This is a genomic window from uncultured Sphingomonas sp. (genome assembly GCF_964250165.1).
GTDB lineage: Bacteria > Pseudomonadota > Alphaproteobacteria > Sphingomonadales > Sphingomonadaceae > Sphingomonas.
The window spans coordinates 53,224-70,489 of sequence record NZ_CAXUEK010000006.1; the positions used below are offsets into that span (position 1 = coordinate 53,224).

Below are 17,266 nucleotides of genomic sequence, written 5' to 3' on the forward strand. Positions count from 1 at the left end.
TGGCTAGGCCAGCCGCCGCCTGCTGCCCCTGCTGCGCGCGCCTGCTGCGCTTCACAGCAACAGCTGCTGCGCGCCCCTGCTGCGCTTCACAGCAACAGCTGCTGCGCGGTGGCCCGACCGACATGACCGCCGCCGCGTCGCCGCGCCAGCTCGGTCTCGGCGGTGAAGCGCACGTCCGGATCGCGATCGGCCAGGAAGCCCGCCAGGCTGTCATCGGCGATCTCCGTCCACTCCTTGCCGCGGTCCGGCCCGAAGCGGACGCGCGGCAGCAGCCCCGGCGCCTGCGACCATTCGAGCAGCTGCGCCACGCTCGCCTCGTTCAACATGTCGCGCAGGTGATGGGCGGTGACATAGGCGTCGGGGAAAGCGCGGTGCGCGGGCAGCCCGCGCGCATGCTCCAGCCCATGCGGCTTGCGCCAGTAGCGCAGCACCTGATTGGAAAAGGCGGGGCTGTCCGGCCACAACCGCAGTGCGCATTTCCAGGTGCAGATCCACTCGGCGCCGCCCGTCAGCGCGGGCGTGCAGAACTGCTGCTCGAAATCGGCGCGGTGGGCGGCGAGCGCGAGACGGCGCGGATAAGGGTCCAGCGCCTGGCGCGCGCAGTCGTGCCAATAGGGCGCGTCGGCCACCTCCTCGTCGAGGATGTGGTGCACCGCCTGGGTGACGGGCGGGATGCCGCGGCCGGGATTGACGAAGCGCCAGCCACCCTCGCCGTGCAGCTCCCAGCGCCCGTCGGCACCAAGCGCCACGTCCTGCCAGCCGATCTCCAGCACCCCGTGCGCAGGCGGGGCGTTGCCCGTGGTTTCGAGGTCGATGACGCGGACGATCTGCGGGCGGGGCGGAGGCATTCGTCGGTAAATGGGCGTGAGCGAGCGCTTTTGCCAGCGCATCCCCTCTCCCTGCAGGGGAGAGGGTGGCCGAGCCGCAGGCGAGGTCGGGTGAGGGGATGGACGTGCTATTCCAGGCCCGCCCGTCAGCCCCTCACCCTGGCCGCTCCGCGGCCGGTCCCTCTCCCCTGCAGGGAGAGGGATCAGTGCGCGACCTGCTCGCCGCGCGTCAGCCCCGACAAGGCCAGCTGCCGGTCGATCTCCGCGACCAGCCGGTCGAGCCCGGACTGATCCTTCGCCTCGGCGCGCGCGACCAGGACGTCCTGGGTGTTCGACGCGCGCAGCAGCCACCAGCCGTCCGCGGTCGAGACGCGCGCGCCGTCGATGGCGTTGACCTCGGCGCCGTCGGTGTGCAGCCGATCGAGCACCTCGTCCACGACCGCGAACTTGCGGCTCTCGTCCACCTGGAATCGCATCTCGGGCGTGTTGACCAGCGCCGGCATCGCGTCCTTGATCTCGGTCATCGAGCGCCCGATCAGATGCGCGGCGCGGATCAGCTGGATCGCGGCATATTGCGCGTCGTCGAACCCGTAATAGCCCTGCGCGAAGAAGATATGCCCGCTCATCTCGCCCGCCAGCGGCGCGCCCGTCTCCTTCATCCTGGTCTTGATGAGGGAGTGGCCGGTCTTCCACATCACCGGCTTGCCGCCGAGCTCGGCGATGCGGTCGAACAAGGCCTGGCTCGCCTTGACGTCGCCGATGATCGTCGCGCCGGGCTCGACCCTGAGCACCGGCTCGGCCAGGATGGCGAGCAGCTGGTCGCCCCAGATCACGCGGCCCGCGCCGTCGATCGCGCCGATCCGGTCGCCGTCGCCGTCGAAGGCGAGGCCGAAATCCAGGCCCTGCTCGGCCACCAGCTGCTTCAGGTCCGCGAGGTTCGCCTCGACCGTGGGATCGGGATGGTGGTTCGGGAAGCGCCCGTCCACCTCCGGGAAGAGGACATGGTGCTCGCCGGGCAGCTCCTTCACCAGCCGCTCGATCACCGGCCCGGCGGCGCCGTTGCCGCAGTCCCAGCCGATCCGGTAGCTGCCGCCCGCATAGCCCGCGAGCAGGCGGCCGACATAGGCGTCCATCACGTCGGCCTCGGTGACGTCGCCCGCGCCCTCCTCCCAATCGCCCTCGGCGGCGAGCCGCGCCAGGTCCTGGATATCCTCGCCGAAAAAGCTGTTGTGCTGGAGCACCATCTTGAAGCCGTTGTAATCGGCCGGATTGTGGCTGCCCGTCACCTGCACGCCAGCGTCCACCTCCAGCGTCGCCTCGGCGTAATAGAGCATCGGCGTTGGCCCCATGCCGATGCGCACCACGCTCACGCCGGCCGCGGTGAGCCCTTCGACCAGCGCCGCCTCCAGCTCGGGCGAGGAGACCCGGCCGTCATAGCCGACCGCGACGCGCGTGCCGCCGGCGCGGCGGATGCGCGTGCCGAAGCTGCGCCCGAGCGCGCGCGCGTCGGCGGGAAACAGCGTGCGGCCGACGACGCCGCGCACGTCATATTCGCGCAGCACGGTGGGATCGAAGCGATGCGTGGTCATGGATTCCCCTGTTCCTTCTATTATCCTCCCCTGCGAGGGGAGGATCGCGCGGCTCGATGGCGCAAAAAGGTTACGGCCTCCCCCCGTGCCGCAGCAGCAGGTCGCGCGCGGTGTTGAGCCGACGCGCCAGCTCGGGCGAGCCGCCGCGGTCCGGGTGTGCCTCGGCGACCAGCCGGCGGTGCGCGGCGCGGATCGCGTCGGCATCGGCATGGAGCCCCACGCCCAGCACCGCCCTTGCATCGATCAGCGCGCGGTCCGCGGGCGCGCGGGTAGGCCGGAGCCACCGCCACGCCAGCCAGGCGAGCAGCACGACGACCAACAATTTCATGGGAGCAGCGTCATGCCGCGCCCGCGTCGGCGAACAGCGGCAGGGCGGGCTCGGGGAGCGCCAGCGCCGCCATCATCTCGCGCAGTTCCTGGCGCGCGGCGACATGGCCCAGCCCCATCTGACCGAATGCCTTGGCGTCGATCATCGTCAGGCCTGCCGGGAACAGCTCGCGATAGATCACGCGCTCGCCCAGCCCCGGGATCAGGCGGAAGCCGACGCGCTTGGCCAGCTGGCCCAGCGCGTCCTGCACCCGGCGCATGTTGCGCGCCTCGATGTGCTGGAGGCGATTGCGCAGCACCACCCAGTCGATCGTCGTCCCGTCGGCACGCGCGCGCTGCTTGCGCGCGTCCCAGATCAGCTCGGCGTAGAAGGACGGGCGGGTGACCTTGTAGGTCTCGGGATCGACCTGCCCGATCAGGTCGAAGTCGACGAAGCTGTCGTTCATCGGCGTCACCAGCGTATCGGACAGCGCCGCCGCGGTGCGCGCGAAAGGATCGTCGCGACCCGGCGTGTCGACCACCAGATAGTCGGCGCCGGCGCTCAGCTGCCCCCACAGTTCCTCGAACGCCGCCTCGGTCTGCGCGGTGTGGGTGGCGTGGACCGGCATCGGCAGGTCCTGGCCGGTGCGCTTGATCGTCGCGGCGCGGTTGTCGAGATAGCGCCCGACGGTGCGCTGGCGATGATCGAGGTCGAGGCACGCGACGCGCGCGCCCTTCGCCGCCAGCGCGATCGCGACATGGACCGCGGTGGTCGACTTGCCGGTGCCGCCCTTCTCGTTGGCAAAGACGATGACGTGGGTATTGTCCGGCCCGCTCGGCACACTGGCTATCCTTGTCCGTTAACGCGCTGTTCCCCATAGGGGCGGCCGCCGGATTGTTCGAGCCAGATTGTTTGGGGGGTGCGCCGTGCAGACCGTTCGGGAGCTGGCCGATCTGCGCGCGGCGGTGGCGATGCTGCGGGCCGGAGGGGGCCGGGTCGCGCTGGTGCCGACGATGGGCGCGCTCCATGCCGGCCACCTGGCGCTGATCGCCGCAGGCCGGCGCGCGGGCGCGAAAGTGGTCGCCTCGATCTTCGTCAATCCCCTGCAGTTCGGTGCGGACGAGGACCTGTCGCGCTATCCCCGGCGCGAGGCGGTGGACGCCCGCCTGCTCGCCGAGGCGGGCTGCGATCTCCTGTGGCTGCCGGGTGTCGCGGCCATGTACCCGGCCGGCTTCGCCACGACCGTGAGCGTCGCGGGCGTGACCGAGCCGTTCGACGGCGCCGCCCGGCCCGGCCATTTCGACGGGGTCGCGACAGTAGTGCTCAAGCTCTTCCACCAGGTCGCGCCCGACCTCGCCTGCTTCGGCGAGAAGGACTGGCAGCAGCTGCAGGTGGTGCGCCGGATGGTCGCGGACCTCGATCTGGCGATCGAGATCGTCGGCGTGCCCACCGAGCGCGAGGATGACGGCCTCGCGCTCTCCTCGCGCAACCTCTATCTCGCCCCCGACGAGCGGGGGCATGCCGTGGCGCTGCCGCGCGCGCTGGGCGAGGCGGCGGCGGCAATCGGACGGGGCGAGCCTGCGGCCGCGGCGCTGGAGCGCGCGCACGAGGCGCTGGCGGCGGCGGGCTTCGCGGTCGATTATTGCGATCTCGCCGATGCCGAGACGCTCGGAGCGCCTCAGCCCGATCGCCCCCGCCGCCTGCTCGCCGCGGCGCGGATCGGCACGACCCGGCTGATCGACAACCTGCCGGTCGACTGAGGTCACCGGCGCGTTAACCATTTGGTGACGCGACTCGGACCATGTTTGCCCTTCCTGCAATGGGGGTGAACATGGAGAAGGGCTTCACGAACGCGCATGTCCTGCTGGACAGCCGGATGTCGGCCGCCGCCCGCGGCGACGCGGACGCGCTGTACGATCTGGGCATCTGCTATTCGACCGGCGCCGCCGGCGTGGGCATCGACCTGATCGCCGCGCACAAATGGTTCAACCTGGCCGCGGTCGCCGGCTCGCCCGCCGCGCATCACGCGCGCGCCGAGGTGGCCGAGGACATGACCGCGCGCGAGATCGTCGAGGCGCAACGCCAGGCTCGCGCCTGGCTCGGCGAGACGCGGCGGTTGGCGGCCTGAGTCAGCTCCGACGCCCATCAATCCTCCCCTGCGAGGGAGAATTGCCTTTGCTCAGTCCGGCCGGCGCATCTCGAAGCGGCGATCCTCGGTGATCTCGAAATAGTCCGCCGGCCCGCCGCCGCGCACGATCGGGCGCGCGCGCGCCGTGCGGTAGACGCCGTCGTCGAGCATGGCGGCGTCGATGTGGATGCCCACCGCCTCGCCGATCACCAGCCACTGGTCGAGCTGACGGCCCTCCTTGGTCTCCAGCCGGACGAGCTGGGTCAGCCTGCACTCGAACGCCGCCGGGCTCGCCGCAACGCGCGGGCAGGCGACCAGCCGCGACGGCGCCGACTCCAGTCCAGCCAGCGCGAACTCGTCCGCCGCGACGTTCGCCGACGTGGCGTTCATCGCCTCGGCGAGCTCCATCGTCGCCAGATTCCACACGAACTCGCGCGTTTCGGCGATGTTGGCGACCGAGTCCTTCCACCCCATCGACGAGAAGCCGATCAGCGGCGGCCGGTAGTTGAACAGGTTGAAAAAGCTATAGGGCGCCAGGTTGCGCACCCCGGATGGCGACAGGCTGGAGATCCACCCGATCGGCCGCGGCGCGACGATCGCGTTGAGCGGGTCGTGCTTCAGTCCATGCCCCTCGGCGGGCTCGTAGAAGTGCCAGTCCGTCATCGCCCGCGCCAACGCCTGTGCGCATGACATGGACGCATGGCGATCCTATCTTGGCGGATGATGACCGACGCCGCGCCGCCCGCCGTCTATCGCCACCGCCTCGCCACCCGGCTGTGGCACTGGACCAACATGGTCGCGGTGTTCGTGATGATCGGCAGCGGGCTGATGATCTCCAACGCGCACCCGCACCTCTATTGGGGCGTCTACGGCGCGAACTTCGACCGGCCCTGGTTCAATCCGCCGGCCTTCCCGGGCTGGCTCACGATTCCGTCGCGCTACAATCTCGCGCTGGGGCGGCGCTGGCACCTGCTGTTCGCGCTGGTGCTGGCGTTCAACCTCCTGTGGTTCATGGTCGCCAGCCTCGTGAACCGGCATTTCACCCGCGACCTGCGCATCCGCGCGGCGGAGCTGCGGCCGGCGCATGTCTGGGCGGACGTGCGCGCGCATCTCGCCTTCCGCTTCCACGATGCCGACCATCCCGAAGCGTTCAACCTCCTGCAGAAGCTCGCCTATGCGGCCGCCCTGTTCGTGCTGCTGCCCGCCATGATCGCGACCGGGCTGGCGCTGTCGCCGGGCTGGGACGCGGGCGCGCCGTGGCTGCTGGCGCTGCTCGGCGGCCGGGCGGCGGCGCGGTCGCTCCACTTCCTCGCCTGCTGGGGGCTGATCGGCTTCGTCGTCGTCCACCTGGTGCTGGTCATGCTGGCGGGGCCGCTGGCGGAGATCCGCGGCATGGTCAGCGGCTGGTTCCGCTCGCACGCGGCGAAGACGCGATGAGCGCGCTCGTCACGCGCCGGGCGCTGGTGACCGGCGGGGCCGGCCTGCTGCTCGCCGGCTGCGACCGGGTGCAGAGCTGGGCGCCCGCACGCAAGATCCTGCTGTCGGGCGACAAGATCAACTACCACCTGCAGCGCGCCCTGATCGATCGCGGCGCGCTCGCGCCCGAATACCGGCCGGACCAGATGTCGCCGGTGTTCCGCACCAACGGCAGCACCGATCCGGGCACCGACGCCTACCACGCGCTCGCCGGAGGCGGCTTCGCGGACTGGCGGCTGCAGGTGACGGGGCTGGTCGCCCGCCCGCTGGCGCTCAGCCTCGCTCAGCTGCACGGACTGCCGCAGCGCGCGCAGATCACCCGGCACGATTGCGTCGAGGGCTGGAGCGCGATCGGGCAGTGGCGGGGGCCGCAGCTGCGCACGGTGCTGAAGCTGGCCGGCATCAGGGCCGAGGCGCGCTACATCGTATTCCGCTGCGCGGACCGGATCGGGGGCACGCCCTATTACGAATCGATCGATCTCGTGGACGCCTTCCACCCGCAGACGATCCTGGCGACGCAGCTGAACGGCCGGCCGCTCTCCGTCGGCCACGGCGCGCCCGCGCGGCTGCGCGTCGAGCGGCAGCTGGGCTACAAGCAGGCGAAATATGTCATGGCGATCGAGGCCGTGCCGAGTCTCGGCGGCGTCGGGCAGGGCAAGGGCGGCTATTGGGAAGATCGGATCGATTACGATTGGTATGCCGGCATCTGATCGTTACGCGGACCGCCCATGGCACTGATCGACCACTTCCTCGCCCGCGCGGTCAAGCGCGGCACGCTGACCGTCATCCACCCCGACGGGCAGCACCGCACCTTCGGCGCGCCCGACCCGGCGCTGCCCGACGTCACGATCCGCTTCACCGACAAGGCGGCCGAGCGGGCGATCCTGCGCGATCCCGGGCTGGGCGCCGGCGAGATGTTCATGGCCGGGCGGCTGGTGATCGACCAGGGCGACGTGCTCGATCTCGCCACGCTGCTGACCGGCAACGACCGGTGGGAGACGGGGCAGAACAATCTCGAGCCCTCGCCGCTTTCCCGGGCGTTCGGCGCGGTGAGGTTCCGGTTCAGCCGCTTCAACATGGAGCGCCGCTCCAAGCGCAACGTCGCGCATCATTACGACCTGTCGGCGCGGCTCTATGATCTCTTCCTCGACCGCGACAAGCAGTACAGCTGCGCCTATTTCGCCTTCCCCGACGCCACGCTGGAGCAGGCGCAGGAAGACAAGCTGGCGCATATCGCCGCCAAGCTCGCCATCCGGCCCGGGATGCGCGTGCTCGACATCGGCTGCGGCTGGGGCGGGCTGGCGCTGTATCTCCACCGCAAGCTGGGCGCGGAGGTGCTCGGCGTCACCCTGTCGGAGGAACAGCTCAGCATCGCCCGCCGGCGCGCGGCCGACGCGGGCGTGGCGGACAAGGTGCGCTTCGAGCTGATCGACTACCGCCGCGTGACCGGGCAGTTCGACCGGGTCGTCTCGGTGGGCATGTTCGAGCATGTCGGCCCGGCGCATTACCGCACCTTTTTCCGCAAGTGCCGCGAATTGCTGGCCGAGGACGGCGTGATGCTGCTCCATACCATCGGCCGGATGGGGGCGCCCGGCGTGACGGACGCATGGACCGCGAAATACGTCTTCCCCGGGGGCTACAACCCCGCGCTGTCGGAGATCGCCCGCGCCTATGAGGGGCTGCGATTGTTCCCGACCGATATCGAAGTGCTGCGGCTGCATTATGCGAAAACGCTGAAGCATTGGTACGCCCGCACCGTCGCCGCGCGCGCCGAGATCGAGGCGCTGTACGACGCGCGCTTCTATCGCATGTGGACCTTCTATCTCGCCGGCGCCGCGATGGCGTTCGAGCATGGCGGGCTGGTCAACTACCAGCTCCAGCTGGCGAAGAGCCGCACTGCCCTCCCCATCACCCGCGACTACATGGCCGAGGCCGAACGCGCCTTGCGCCAAGGCGGCGCGACCGCCTAAGCGCCCGCGCCATGGCCGACACACCCACACGCCCGACCGGCGAAGCCGGACCGCAACGAGTCGTCCTAGCTTACTCCGGCGGCCTCGACACCAGCGTCATCCTGAAATGGCTCCAGACCGAGAAGGGCTGCGAGGTCGTCACCTTCACCGCCGATCTGGGCCAGGGCGAGGAGCTGGCGCCGGCGCGCGCCAAGGCCGAGCTGATGGGCGTCAAGCCCGAGCACATCTTCGTCGACGACCTGCGCGAGGAGTTCGTCCGCGATTACGTCTTCCCGATGATGCGCGCCAACGCGCTGTATGAAGGGCTATACCTGCTCGGCACCTCGATCGCGCGCCCGCTCATTGCCAAGCGCCTGATCGAGATCGCGGCGGAGACGGGGGCCGACGCGGTCGCGCACGGGGCGACGGGCAAGGGCAACGACCAGGTCCGCTTCGAGCTGTCGGCCTATGCGCTCAACCCCGACATCAGGATCATCGCGCCGTGGCGCGAATGGGATCTGACCAGCCGCACCCGCCTGATCGAATGGGCGGAGGCGCATCAGGTGCCGGTGCCGCACAACAAGCGCGGCGAGGCGCCCTTCTCGACCGACGCGAACCTGCTCCACACCTCGTCGGAGGGGCTGGTGCTGGAGGATCCCTGGGCCGAGGTGCCCGATTACGTCTTCAGCCGCACGGTGAAGCCCGAGGACGCGCCCGACACGCCCGAGATCATCACCGTCGACTTCGCGCGCGGCGACGCGGTGGCGGTGAACGGCGAGGCGCTGTCGCCCGCGGCGCTGCTTGCCAGGCTCAACGACTATGGCCGCGTCCACGGCATCGGCCGGCTCGACCTGGTCGAAAACCGCTTCGTCGGCATGAAGAGCCGCGGCATGTACGAGACGCCGGGCGGCACCATCCTCCACGCCGCCCACCGCGCGATCGAGCAGCTGACGCTCGACCGCGGCGCCGCCCACCTGAAGGACGAGCTGGCGCCGCGCTATGCCGAGCTGGTCTATAACGGCTTCTGGTTCTCGCCCGAACGCGACATGCTGCAGGCGGCGATCGATCAGAGCCAGGCGAAGGTGGAGGGCACCGTCCGCCTCAAGCTCTACAAGGGCGGCTGCTACGTGATCGGCCGCAGGTCGCCGCAGTCGCTCTATTCGGAGAAGGTCGTGACCTTCGAGGACGATCAGGGCGCCTACGACCAGCGCGACGCGGAGGGCTTCATCAAGCTCAACGCACTGCGGCTCAGGCTACTCGGGCGGCGGGATCGCTGAGCCCCCGTCGCCCCGACCCCTGGTCGACGGCGAGGGCGTAACCGCACCTTAAACGGCGCGGACCTATGCCTCCGCCGTGCCCGCCCGCGCCGCCTTTCGCCGCGACCTGCTCATGGCCGTCCTGCTGGCGCTGGCGCTCGGGACGGCATGGACGTGGCGCGCCTGGGCGGACCTGCAGCGCCTGCACCTGCCCGACACCGACGACGTCGTTCGGCTCCAGCAGGTCCGCGACTGGCTGGCAGGTCAGCGCTTCGCCGACGTGACGCAATACCGGCTGGCGGACGGCGTGCCGATGCACTGGTCGCGGCTGGCGGACCTCGCGCCCGCGGCGCTGATCCGCCTGCTCGCGCCCGTGCTCGGCAGCCACATGGCGGAGGTGACGGCGGTGATCGCCTGGCCGCTCGCCCTCTTCGCCGCCGCGCTGCTGCTCGTCGCCCGCATCGCGCGGACGCTTGGCGGGACCAGCGGCGGGACGGCGCTGGCCGCGACCGCCGCGCTGGTCGCCGCGCTCGGCTATCCTGCGACGACGCTGTTCCTGCCCGGCCGCATCGATCATCACGGGCTGCAGATGGTGCTGCTGCTCGGGGCGACGCTGAGCCTGCTGCGCGCGGGGAGCATCGCCGCGGGCGCGGCGGCCGGGCTGCTCGCCGCCGCCAGCCTGGTGATCGGGCTGGAGACGGCGGCGCTGTTCGCCATGGTCGGTGCGATCGCGATCGTCGACTGGGTGCTGGGCCGTGATGGCGCGGTCGCCCGCCTGCGGGGCCTGGGCCTGGGCGCGCTCGCCGGGCTGCTTGCCGGGCGGCTGATCTTCGCGACGACGGCGTGGGACTACCCGGCGTGCGACGGCTTCACCGGCGAGGCATGGCGCGCGGCGCTGGCGATCGCACCCGCGCCGCTGCTGCTCGTCGCGGTCGACGGGCGCGTCCGGCACGTCCGCGCCCGGATCGCGGTCACGATGCTGGTCGTGGGCGCGAGCGGCGCGGCGGCGCTGCTGCTGTCGCCCGGCTGCCTGGCGCCCTACGCAAGAATCGATCCGCTGCTGGTCCGGCTCTGGCTGTCGAAGGTCGGCGAGGCGCAGCCGCTGTTCGCCGCGCCGCCCGCCGCCGCGATCGGCTATGCCGGGCTGATGCTCGCCGGCATCGGGACGAGCGCGTGGCGGCTCCGCGCCAGCCCCGCGCGCGGGTGGGCGGTGCTGCTCGCGCTCCAACTCGCCGCGCTGGCCGTCACCTGCGACCAACTGCGCGGGGCCTATGCCGGCGCGCTGCTCGCCGCCCCGGGTCTTGCCGCCGCGATCGGCGCGGCGCGGGCGCGCGGCGCGCTGCATGTCGTGGGCGCCTGGGCGGCGTCGGCCGGCATGCTCTACCCGCTCGCAGCGGACGCGCTGACGCCCCCCCGCCCCGCCCGCGCCAGCGCGCGCGGCGACTGCGCGTCGCCCGCCATGGCTGCCGCGCTCGACCGGCTGCCGCCGGGCCTGGTGATCGCACCGGTCGACACCGGCGCCTGGCTGCTCGCCGCCACGCATCGGCACTTCCTCGCCGCGCCCTATCACCGCGACGGCGCCGGTGACCTCGCCGCCTATCGCTTCTATCTCGGCGACGCGCGCGCGGCGGAGGCGGTCGCCGATCGCTGGCACGCCCGCTACTGGCTCCGCTGCGACGCCATGCCGAGCCCCGCCCGCGCCACCGGCCTGCCCGGCTGGCGCGTCACCGCGAACCTGCCGGACGGAGCGACGATCTGGACGCGCGACGACCGTTGATGGCGGGGCTTGCCCTTCCCCTGCGCGCCGCGCCCGCCGCTATCGCCATTCCTGCGCGGCGCTGGTGGGAGTCGCGCGCGTTCGTGGCGGTCGCGCTGGCCTGCGCCATCGTCCCCCTCCTGTGGCCGGCGCTGCCGCCGCTGGTCGACCTGCCGGGCCATATCGGCCGCTATCGCATCCTGGTCGAGGCGGGGCGGGAACCGCTCGCGCGTCACTACGCCGTGCATTGGTCGCTGATCGGCAATCTCGGCGTCGATCTGCTTGTCGTCGGTCTGCACCCGCTGCTGGACGTGGAACCCGCGGCGCGCCTGATCGTGACGGCAATCCCGCCGCTCACCGTCGCGGCGATGCTGTGGCTGGCACGCGAGGCGCACGGGCGGCTGCCCGCGACGGCGGCGCTGGCGTTGCCGCTCGCCTATGCCTTCCCTTTCCAGTTCGGCTTCGTGAACTTCTGCCTGGCGCAGGCGCTCGCGCTTGCCGGGATGGCGCTATGGCTGCGGCTGACGCGCACCCACGCGCCCGCGACGCGGATCGCGCTGTTTGCGCCGCTCGCCTGCGTCGTCTGGCTCTGCCACAGCTTCGGCTGGGCGATGCTCGGCCTCGGCGTGTTCGGCATGGAGGCGCAGCGCGGGCGTGAGGCCGGGCTCGGCTGGACGCGCGCGACGGTCCGCGCCGGCCTGCGCTGCCTGCCGATGGCCGCGCCGCTGCTCGCGACCCTCGCCGGCGAGCCGTTGCGCGGCGAGACGGGCGACTGGTTCCACTGGACGGAAAAGGCGTGGTGGGCCGTCTCGCTGCTGCGCGAGCGCTGGATCGGGTGGGACCTGGCCGGCGTGGCGCTCATCGGCTGCGCGCTCTACACGGCCATGCGCTCGCCGCGGCTCAGCTTCGCGCCGGTGCTCGGCGTGCCGGCGCTGCTGTTCCTGCTCGGTTTCCTCCTCCTGCCGCAGCTTTACCAGGGCGGCGCCTATGTCGACATGCGGCTGCTCCCCGGCGCCGCCGCGGTGGCGCTGCTCGCGATCCGGGTCGAGCCGGGCGAGATCGCGCTGGAGCATCGGCTGGCGGTGCTCGGCAGCGGCTTCCTGCTCGCCCGCACGCTCGCCACGACGCTCGCCTTCCTCCTCTACGCGCAGGGCCAGGGGGCGGCGCTCCGCGCGCTGCCGGCGCTGCCCGTCGGCGGCGCGACGCTGGTGCTGGTCGACCAGCCGCCGCCGACCAGCTGGGCGCAGCCGCGCCTCGTTCACCTCGCCGGGCTCGCGATCGCGCGGCGGCACGTGTTTGTGAACGAGCAATGGGCGTTGCCGGGCCAACAGCCGATCCGGCCGCGCCACCCGCGCGCCGCGCCGTTCGACCGCAACCCCTCGCAGGTCGTGTTCCAGGGCCACGCCTTCCGCTCGACGCAGTTCGACGCGGCGATCGCCGGCTTTGACCGCTGCACCTTCGGCACGGTCTGGACGATCGATTTCCCACCCGGTCGCGCCCACGCGCCCGACCTGCGAATGATCTGGACCGACAATCGCTCCGCCATCTATCGCGTCGGGCCGCGACGCTGCTTGTCGGGAGCCGCGCCGGCGCGCTAGGCGGAGGGCGATGGACGCCCCCGACGCGCGCTACTGGTGGCAAGGGCGGCTGTTCGTGGCCGCGATGGCGCTCGCGGCGATCGTCCCGCTGCTCTGGCCGACCATCCCACCCCTCGTCGACCTGCCGGGGCATATGGGCCGCTGGCGCGTCGAGCTGGCGATGGCTTCGCACCCCGAGCTCGGGCGCTGGTATGATTTCCGCTGGTCGCTGATCGGCAATCTCGGCATCGACCTGCTCATCATCCCGATGGCCAAGCTGTTCGGGCTGGAGCTGGGCGTGAAGCTGATCGTGATGAGCATCCCCGCGCTCACCGTCGTCGGCCTGCTCTGGATCGCGCGCGAGGTGCATGGCCGCATCCCCGCCACCGCCCTGTTCGCGCTGCCGCTCGCCTATTCCTATCCCTTCCAGTTCGGCTTCGTGAACTTCGCGCTGTCGATGGCGCTGGCCCTCAACCTGTTCGCGCTGTGGCTGCGGCTCGCGCGGGGCGGATGGCTGCGGCTGCGCGCGGCGCTGTTCGTGCCGATCTCCTGCCTGCTATGGCTGTGCCATACCTTCGGCTGGGGCACGCTGGGCGTGCTCGCGCTGTCGGCGGAGCTGATCCGCCAGCACGACCGGCTGAAGGATGGGCGTAACGGCCACTGGCTGGAGAGCCTGGTGCGCGCCGCGCTCGGCTGCCTGCCGCTGGCGCTGCCGCTGGCGCTGATGGTGCTGTGGCGCTCGGGCGACCATGTTTCCGGCCAGACCGGGGACTGGTTCAACTGGCGCGCCAAGATCAGCTGGGTGACGATGGTGCTGCGCGACCGCTGGATGGTGTTCGACCTGCTTTCGGTCGCCGTTCTGGTCACCATCCTGTTCGACGGCTTCACCGACAAGCGCCTGCAATATTCGCGGCATCTGGGGCTGTCGGCCCTGTTCCTGCTCGCCGTGTTCATCCTGCTGCCGCGCATCGTGTTCGGCTCGGCCTACGCCGACATGCGGCTGGCGCCGTTCGCGCTCGCCGTCGCGCTGGTCGCGATCCGGCCCCGCGCCGGGATGTCGTTCCGCGGCGCGGCGACCTTCGCCGCCGTCGGGCTCGCCTTTTTCGGGGTGCGATTGGCGGGGACGACGCTCAGCTACGCGCTCTACGCGCGGAGCTACGACCGGGCGCTGACGGCGCTCGACCATGTGCCGCCGGGCGCGCGCATCGTGTCGTTCGTGGGGCGGACCTGCCGCGACGACTGGGCCTATTCGCGCCTGGAGCACATGCCGGCGATGCTGGTCGTCCGCCGGCTCGCCTTCTCGAACGATCAATGGTCGATGGCCGGCGCGCAGCAGCTGACGACGCACTATCCCGCCGCGAAGGGCTTCCAGCACGATCCGTCGGAGATCGTGACCGACGTGAAGTGCCGCGGCGAATGGTGGCGCCCGATCGGCATCGCGCTCGCCCGGTTCCCGCGCGACGCGTTCGACTATGTTTGGATGCTCAACCCGCCGCCCTTCGATCCGGTGCTGGTCGAAGGGATGCGGCCGCTCTGGCGCGGCGAGCGCGGCAGCGTGCTCTACCGGATCGTCGACCGCCGCCAGCCCGAGCCGCCCGAACCGGCCCAACCCGCTGCGTTCAGCGGTCCGCGCGCCTGAACGGGGTCAGCTGGCCCAGATAGTCCTGATCCTGCGCCACCGCCCGGCGCTCGCGCGCCAGGAACTCGGCGACGGCGCGGCGGAAGCCCGGATCGGGCAGGTAATGCGCCGACCAGGTCGGCGTCGGCAGATAGCCGCGCGCCAGCTTGTGCTCGCCCTGCGCGCCCGCCTCCACCGTGGCGAGCCCGCGCGCGATCGCCGCATCGATCGCCTGGTAGTAGCACAGCTCGAAATGGAGGAACGGCACCTCCTGCGTGCAGCCCCAATAGCGCCCGTACAGCGCGTCCGCGCCGATCAGGTTGAGCGCGCCCGCGATGGGCACGCCGTCGCGCTCCGCGACGATCAGCAGCACCCCGTCGCCCATCGCTTCGCCGAGCAGCGGAAAGAAGGCGCGAGTCAGATAGGGCCGCCCCCATTTGCGGTTGCCGGTGTCCTGGTAGAAGCGCCAGAACGCGTCCCAGTAGCGCGGCGTGATCTCGGCGCCGGTCAGGTGGCGGATTGTCAGCCCCTCGACCGCGGCCGCGCGCTCCTTGCGGATCGCCTTGCGCTTGCGGCTGGCGAGCGCGGCGAGGAAGTCCTCGAAGGCGGCGTAGCGGTCGTTCTGCCAGTGATACTGAGTGCCCTGGCGGATCAGCCAGCCCGCCGCCTCGAACGTCGCGACCTGCGCGGGTGCGACGAAGGTGGCGTGCACCGAACTCAGCTCATGCTGATCCGCCACCGCCTCCAGAGCGGCGATCAGCGCCGGCCCGGCGGCGGGATCGCGCAGCAGCAGCCGCGGCCCGGGCACGGGCGAGAAGGGCGCGGCGACCTGCAGCTTGGGATAATAGCTCCCGCCCGCGCGCGCCCAGGCGTCCGCCCAGCCATGGTCGAAGACATACTCGCCCTGGCTGTGGCTTTTCAGATAGGCGGGCGCGATCCCCGCGGGGCGGCCGTCCGGTCCATCCACCACCACGGGCAACGGCCGCCATCCCGACCGGTCGCCGACGCTCCCCGAATCCTCCAGGGCCTTCAGGAAGGCGTGGCCGACGAACGGGTTGGCGTCGCCCGCGCAGGCGTCCCACTGGTCGGCGGGGATTAGGGAGACGCCCTCGACGAGGCGCGCGGTGACGGCGGTCATCCCCTTCTACTTAGGCGCGCGCGGTCCGGCGGCTAGTCCCGCACCGCGAAGATGCCGTCCACCTCCACCGCCACGCCCATCGGCAGCGTCGGCACGCCGACCGCGGAGCGCGCGTGGCGGCCGGCCTCGCCGAACACCGCCTGCATCAGCTCGGACGCGCCGTTGGCCACCCTGGGCTGATCGGTGAAGTCGGCGGCCGAATTGACGAACGCGCCCAGCTTCACAACCCGCTCCACCCGGTCGAGCGAGCCCAGCGCCGCCTTGACCTGCGCGAGCAGCATCAGCGCGCAGCGCCGCGCCGCCTCCTGCCCGTCCGCCAGGGTCACGCCGTCTCCCAGCCGCCCGGTCATCACCTGCCCGTCGCGGAACGGCAGCTGGCCCGAGACATGCAGCAGCCCGCCCGCCAGCACGGCGGGGACATAGGCCGCGACCGGCGCGGCGGCCTGCGGCAGCTCCAGCCCCAGCTCCTCCAGCCGGCGATCGATCTGCGTGGTCATGCGGGCAACTCCTCGGGGGCCGCCGCAGCGGGGACGCCGGCCGCGAAGCGATCGGCGATCCAGCCCCGCGCCGTCGGCCAATCGTCGATGCGGGCGTGCGCCAGCGGCGCGGGCGGCGTGGCGCGCGCCAGCTCGGGCTCGGACACCATGTGCAGCCGGTAGACCGCCGGCGCGTGGCGTGCCACCGAGGCGTGATGGACCGCGAGGTCGTCGACGAACACTGCGACGCTCGGGCCATATTCCGCCACCAGGCGTGCGACCGGGTCGCCCTTGCCGCCCTGGTTGCACTCGACCCGGTGGCGGATGCCGAAACGGGCGAGCTGGTCCATGCGCGGCTGGCGGCACTGGTCGGCCAGGTTGGTCAGGACCACGATGTCGGCCTCCCCGGCCAGCGCCGCGAGCGCCTCCGCCGCGCCCGGCACCAGCGTCTGCCGGTCCATCTCGCCGGGGAAGAAGCCGTTCAGCAGCTCCCACATCTCTTCCTGCGCGAGCGGATTGGGGCCCTCGCGCCGCCGCATCGAGCGACCGAAATCGCCCGCGCCGATCGTGAAGTCGATGGCGTGATGCTCGCCCAGCCAGTCGCGGAAATGCGCGACCATGTGCAGCAGCACCTCGTCGCAATCGGTGATGAGCAGCGGCCTCATGCGCCTGCGCCCTCCAGCACGCCCGCGGCGCGCGCCAGCGCGTCCGGCGCGACCCCGATCGCGTCGGCGCAGGCGATAAGGTCCGCCTCGTGCGCGAGCAGGAACTGCATGACCGCGGCGAGCACCGGCCGCTCGCCGGCCCGCGCGCGCAGCCCGGCCGGGTCGATGCCCGTCACCGCCAGCAGCCGCTCGGCGCGGCGTTCGTCCGCCAGCGTCCAGGCCAGCGCGCGCAACGCCAGCACGTCCGCGTCTTCATTTACAACCGATCGGCCCATGCCTACCTTCATGCGGGGTCAGTGTTCGGGGGGTTCGTGGCGAAGAAGGTGCTCGTTGTCGAGGACAACGAACTCAACCTGAAGCTGTTCAGCGACCTGCTGCGCGCGCACGAGCTCGTGGTGGAGCCGGTGCGTGACGGGCGCGAGGCGGTGGCGCGCGCCCGCGCTTTCGCCCCCGACCTGATCGTGATGGACATCCAGATGCCGCACGTCACCGGCTACGAGCTGA

Annotated in this window: 19 protein-coding genes; 10 read left to right on the forward strand and 9 right to left on the reverse strand. The window is 71.6% G+C overall.

The features are described from left to right. Positions 1–86 precede the first annotated feature (86 nt). The 4 genes from ACFE64_RS02370 to ACFE64_RS02385 all read right to left on the reverse strand — a co-directional run bounded on the left by ACFE64_RS02370 (position 87) and on the right by ACFE64_RS02385 (position 3,564). Entirely contained in the window at positions 87–848 is a 762-nt protein-coding gene (locus ACFE64_RS02370; RefSeq protein ID WP_375390846.1) for a 3'-5' exonuclease, read from the reverse strand. A 182-nt stretch (positions 849–1,030) separates the two neighbouring features. Beyond that, positions 1,031–2,416: a phosphoglucomutase/phosphomannomutase PgmG gene (gene pgmG, locus ACFE64_RS02375; protein WP_375390847.1), complete on the reverse strand. Its 1,386-nt coding sequence runs from the start codon at positions 2,414–2,416 to the stop codon at positions 1,031–1,033. Between the two features lie 70 nt (positions 2,417–2,486). After that, positions 2,487–2,744 carry a J domain-containing protein gene (locus ACFE64_RS02380; protein ID WP_375390848.1) on the reverse strand — a complete coding sequence of 86 codons (258 nt, stop codon included), beginning with the start codon at positions 2,742–2,744 and terminating at the stop codon, positions 2,487–2,489. Positions 2,745–2,754: 10 nt separating this feature from the next. Then, a complete protein-coding gene (locus ACFE64_RS02385) occupies positions 2,755–3,564 on the reverse strand; it encodes a division plane positioning ATPase MipZ (protein WP_375390849.1) in 810 nt (269 codons plus the stop codon). 85 nt (positions 3,565–3,649) lie between these two features. Between ACFE64_RS02385 and panC the strand changes: the two genes are divergently transcribed. Then, positions 3,650–4,483 carry a pantoate--beta-alanine ligase gene (panC, locus tag ACFE64_RS02390; protein ID WP_375390850.1) on the forward strand — a complete coding sequence of 278 codons (834 nt, stop codon included), beginning with the start codon at positions 3,650–3,652 and terminating at the stop codon, positions 4,481–4,483. Positions 4,484–4,554: 71 nt separating this feature from the next. After that, entirely contained in the window at positions 4,555–4,851 is a 297-nt protein-coding gene (locus ACFE64_RS02395; protein WP_375390851.1) for a hypothetical protein, read from the forward strand. Between the two features lie 51 nt (positions 4,852–4,902). Here ACFE64_RS02395 and ACFE64_RS02400 read toward each other — a convergent pair whose 3' ends face one another. Beyond that, positions 4,903–5,514, reverse strand: a complete 612-nt coding sequence (locus tag ACFE64_RS02400) for a flavin reductase family protein (RefSeq protein WP_375390852.1) — start codon at positions 5,512–5,514, stop codon at positions 4,903–4,905. Positions 5,515–5,574: 60 nt separating this feature from the next. Between ACFE64_RS02400 and ACFE64_RS02405 the strand changes: the two genes are divergently transcribed. The 7 genes from ACFE64_RS02405 (at position 5,575) to ACFE64_RS02435 (ending at position 14,504) form a co-directional block, all read left to right on the forward strand. Further along, complete coding sequence (locus ACFE64_RS02405) at positions 5,575–6,288, forward strand: cytochrome b/b6 domain-containing protein (RefSeq protein WP_375390853.1); 714 nt, start codon at positions 5,575–5,577, stop codon at positions 6,286–6,288. After that, entirely contained in the window at positions 6,285–7,037 is a 753-nt protein-coding gene (locus ACFE64_RS02410; protein ID WP_375390854.1) for a molybdopterin-dependent oxidoreductase, read from the forward strand. Before ACFE64_RS02405 ends, ACFE64_RS02410 begins: the two co-directional genes overlap by 4 nt. Positions 7,038–7,055: 18 nt before the next feature. Continuing rightward, complete coding sequence (locus tag ACFE64_RS02415; RefSeq protein WP_375390855.1) at positions 7,056–8,297, forward strand: class I SAM-dependent methyltransferase; 1,242 nt, start codon at positions 7,056–7,058, stop codon at positions 8,295–8,297. 11 nt (positions 8,298–8,308) lie between these two features. Next, on the forward strand, positions 8,309–9,553 hold the full coding sequence (locus tag ACFE64_RS02420) for an argininosuccinate synthase (RefSeq protein ID WP_375390856.1): 1,245 nt from the start codon (positions 8,309–8,311) through the stop codon (positions 9,551–9,553). 76 nt (positions 9,554–9,629) lie between these two features. Then, positions 9,630–11,309: a hypothetical protein gene (locus tag ACFE64_RS02425; protein ID WP_375390857.1), complete on the forward strand. Its 1,680-nt coding sequence runs from the start codon at positions 9,630–9,632 to the stop codon at positions 11,307–11,309. Further along, the gene (locus ACFE64_RS02430; RefSeq protein ID WP_375390858.1) at positions 11,309–12,886 is read left to right on the forward strand and encodes a hypothetical protein; all 1,578 of its coding nucleotides are present in this window, start codon (positions 11,309–11,311) and stop codon (positions 12,884–12,886) included. The genes ACFE64_RS02425 and ACFE64_RS02430 overlap by 1 nt, the downstream gene beginning before the upstream one ends. Before the next feature lie 10 nt (positions 12,887–12,896). After that, positions 12,897–14,504, forward strand: a complete 1,608-nt coding sequence (locus ACFE64_RS02435; protein WP_375390859.1) for a hypothetical protein — start codon at positions 12,897–12,899, stop codon at positions 14,502–14,504. Here ACFE64_RS02435 and ACFE64_RS02440 read toward each other — a convergent pair. The 4 genes from ACFE64_RS02440 to ACFE64_RS02455 are packed head-to-tail and all read right to left on the reverse strand — an operon-like array spanning position 14,485 to position 17,049. Next, positions 14,485–15,621, reverse strand: a complete 1,137-nt coding sequence (locus ACFE64_RS02440; RefSeq protein WP_375390860.1) for a GNAT family N-acetyltransferase — start codon at positions 15,619–15,621, stop codon at positions 14,485–14,487. The genes ACFE64_RS02435 and ACFE64_RS02440 overlap by 20 nt on opposite strands. A 32-nt stretch (positions 15,622–15,653) precedes the next feature. Then, positions 15,654–16,118 carry a RidA family protein gene (locus ACFE64_RS02445; RefSeq protein WP_375390861.1) on the reverse strand — a complete coding sequence of 155 codons (465 nt, stop codon included), beginning with the start codon at positions 16,116–16,118 and terminating at the stop codon, positions 15,654–15,656. Further along, positions 16,115–16,762, reverse strand: a complete 648-nt coding sequence (locus ACFE64_RS02450; RefSeq protein ID WP_375390862.1) for an HAD family hydrolase — start codon at positions 16,760–16,762, stop codon at positions 16,115–16,117. Before ACFE64_RS02450 ends, ACFE64_RS02445 begins: the two co-directional genes overlap by 4 nt. After that, positions 16,759–17,049, reverse strand: a complete 291-nt coding sequence (locus tag ACFE64_RS02455; protein ID WP_375390863.1) for a DUF3572 domain-containing protein — start codon at positions 17,047–17,049, stop codon at positions 16,759–16,761. Before ACFE64_RS02455 ends, ACFE64_RS02450 begins: the two co-directional genes overlap by 4 nt. 24 nt (positions 17,050–17,073) lie before the next feature. Between ACFE64_RS02455 and ACFE64_RS02460 the strand changes: the two genes are divergently transcribed. Next, positions 17,074–17,266 (forward strand): response regulator (locus ACFE64_RS02460; RefSeq protein ID WP_375390864.1); only part of this gene is annotated, 193 nt, incomplete at its 3' end.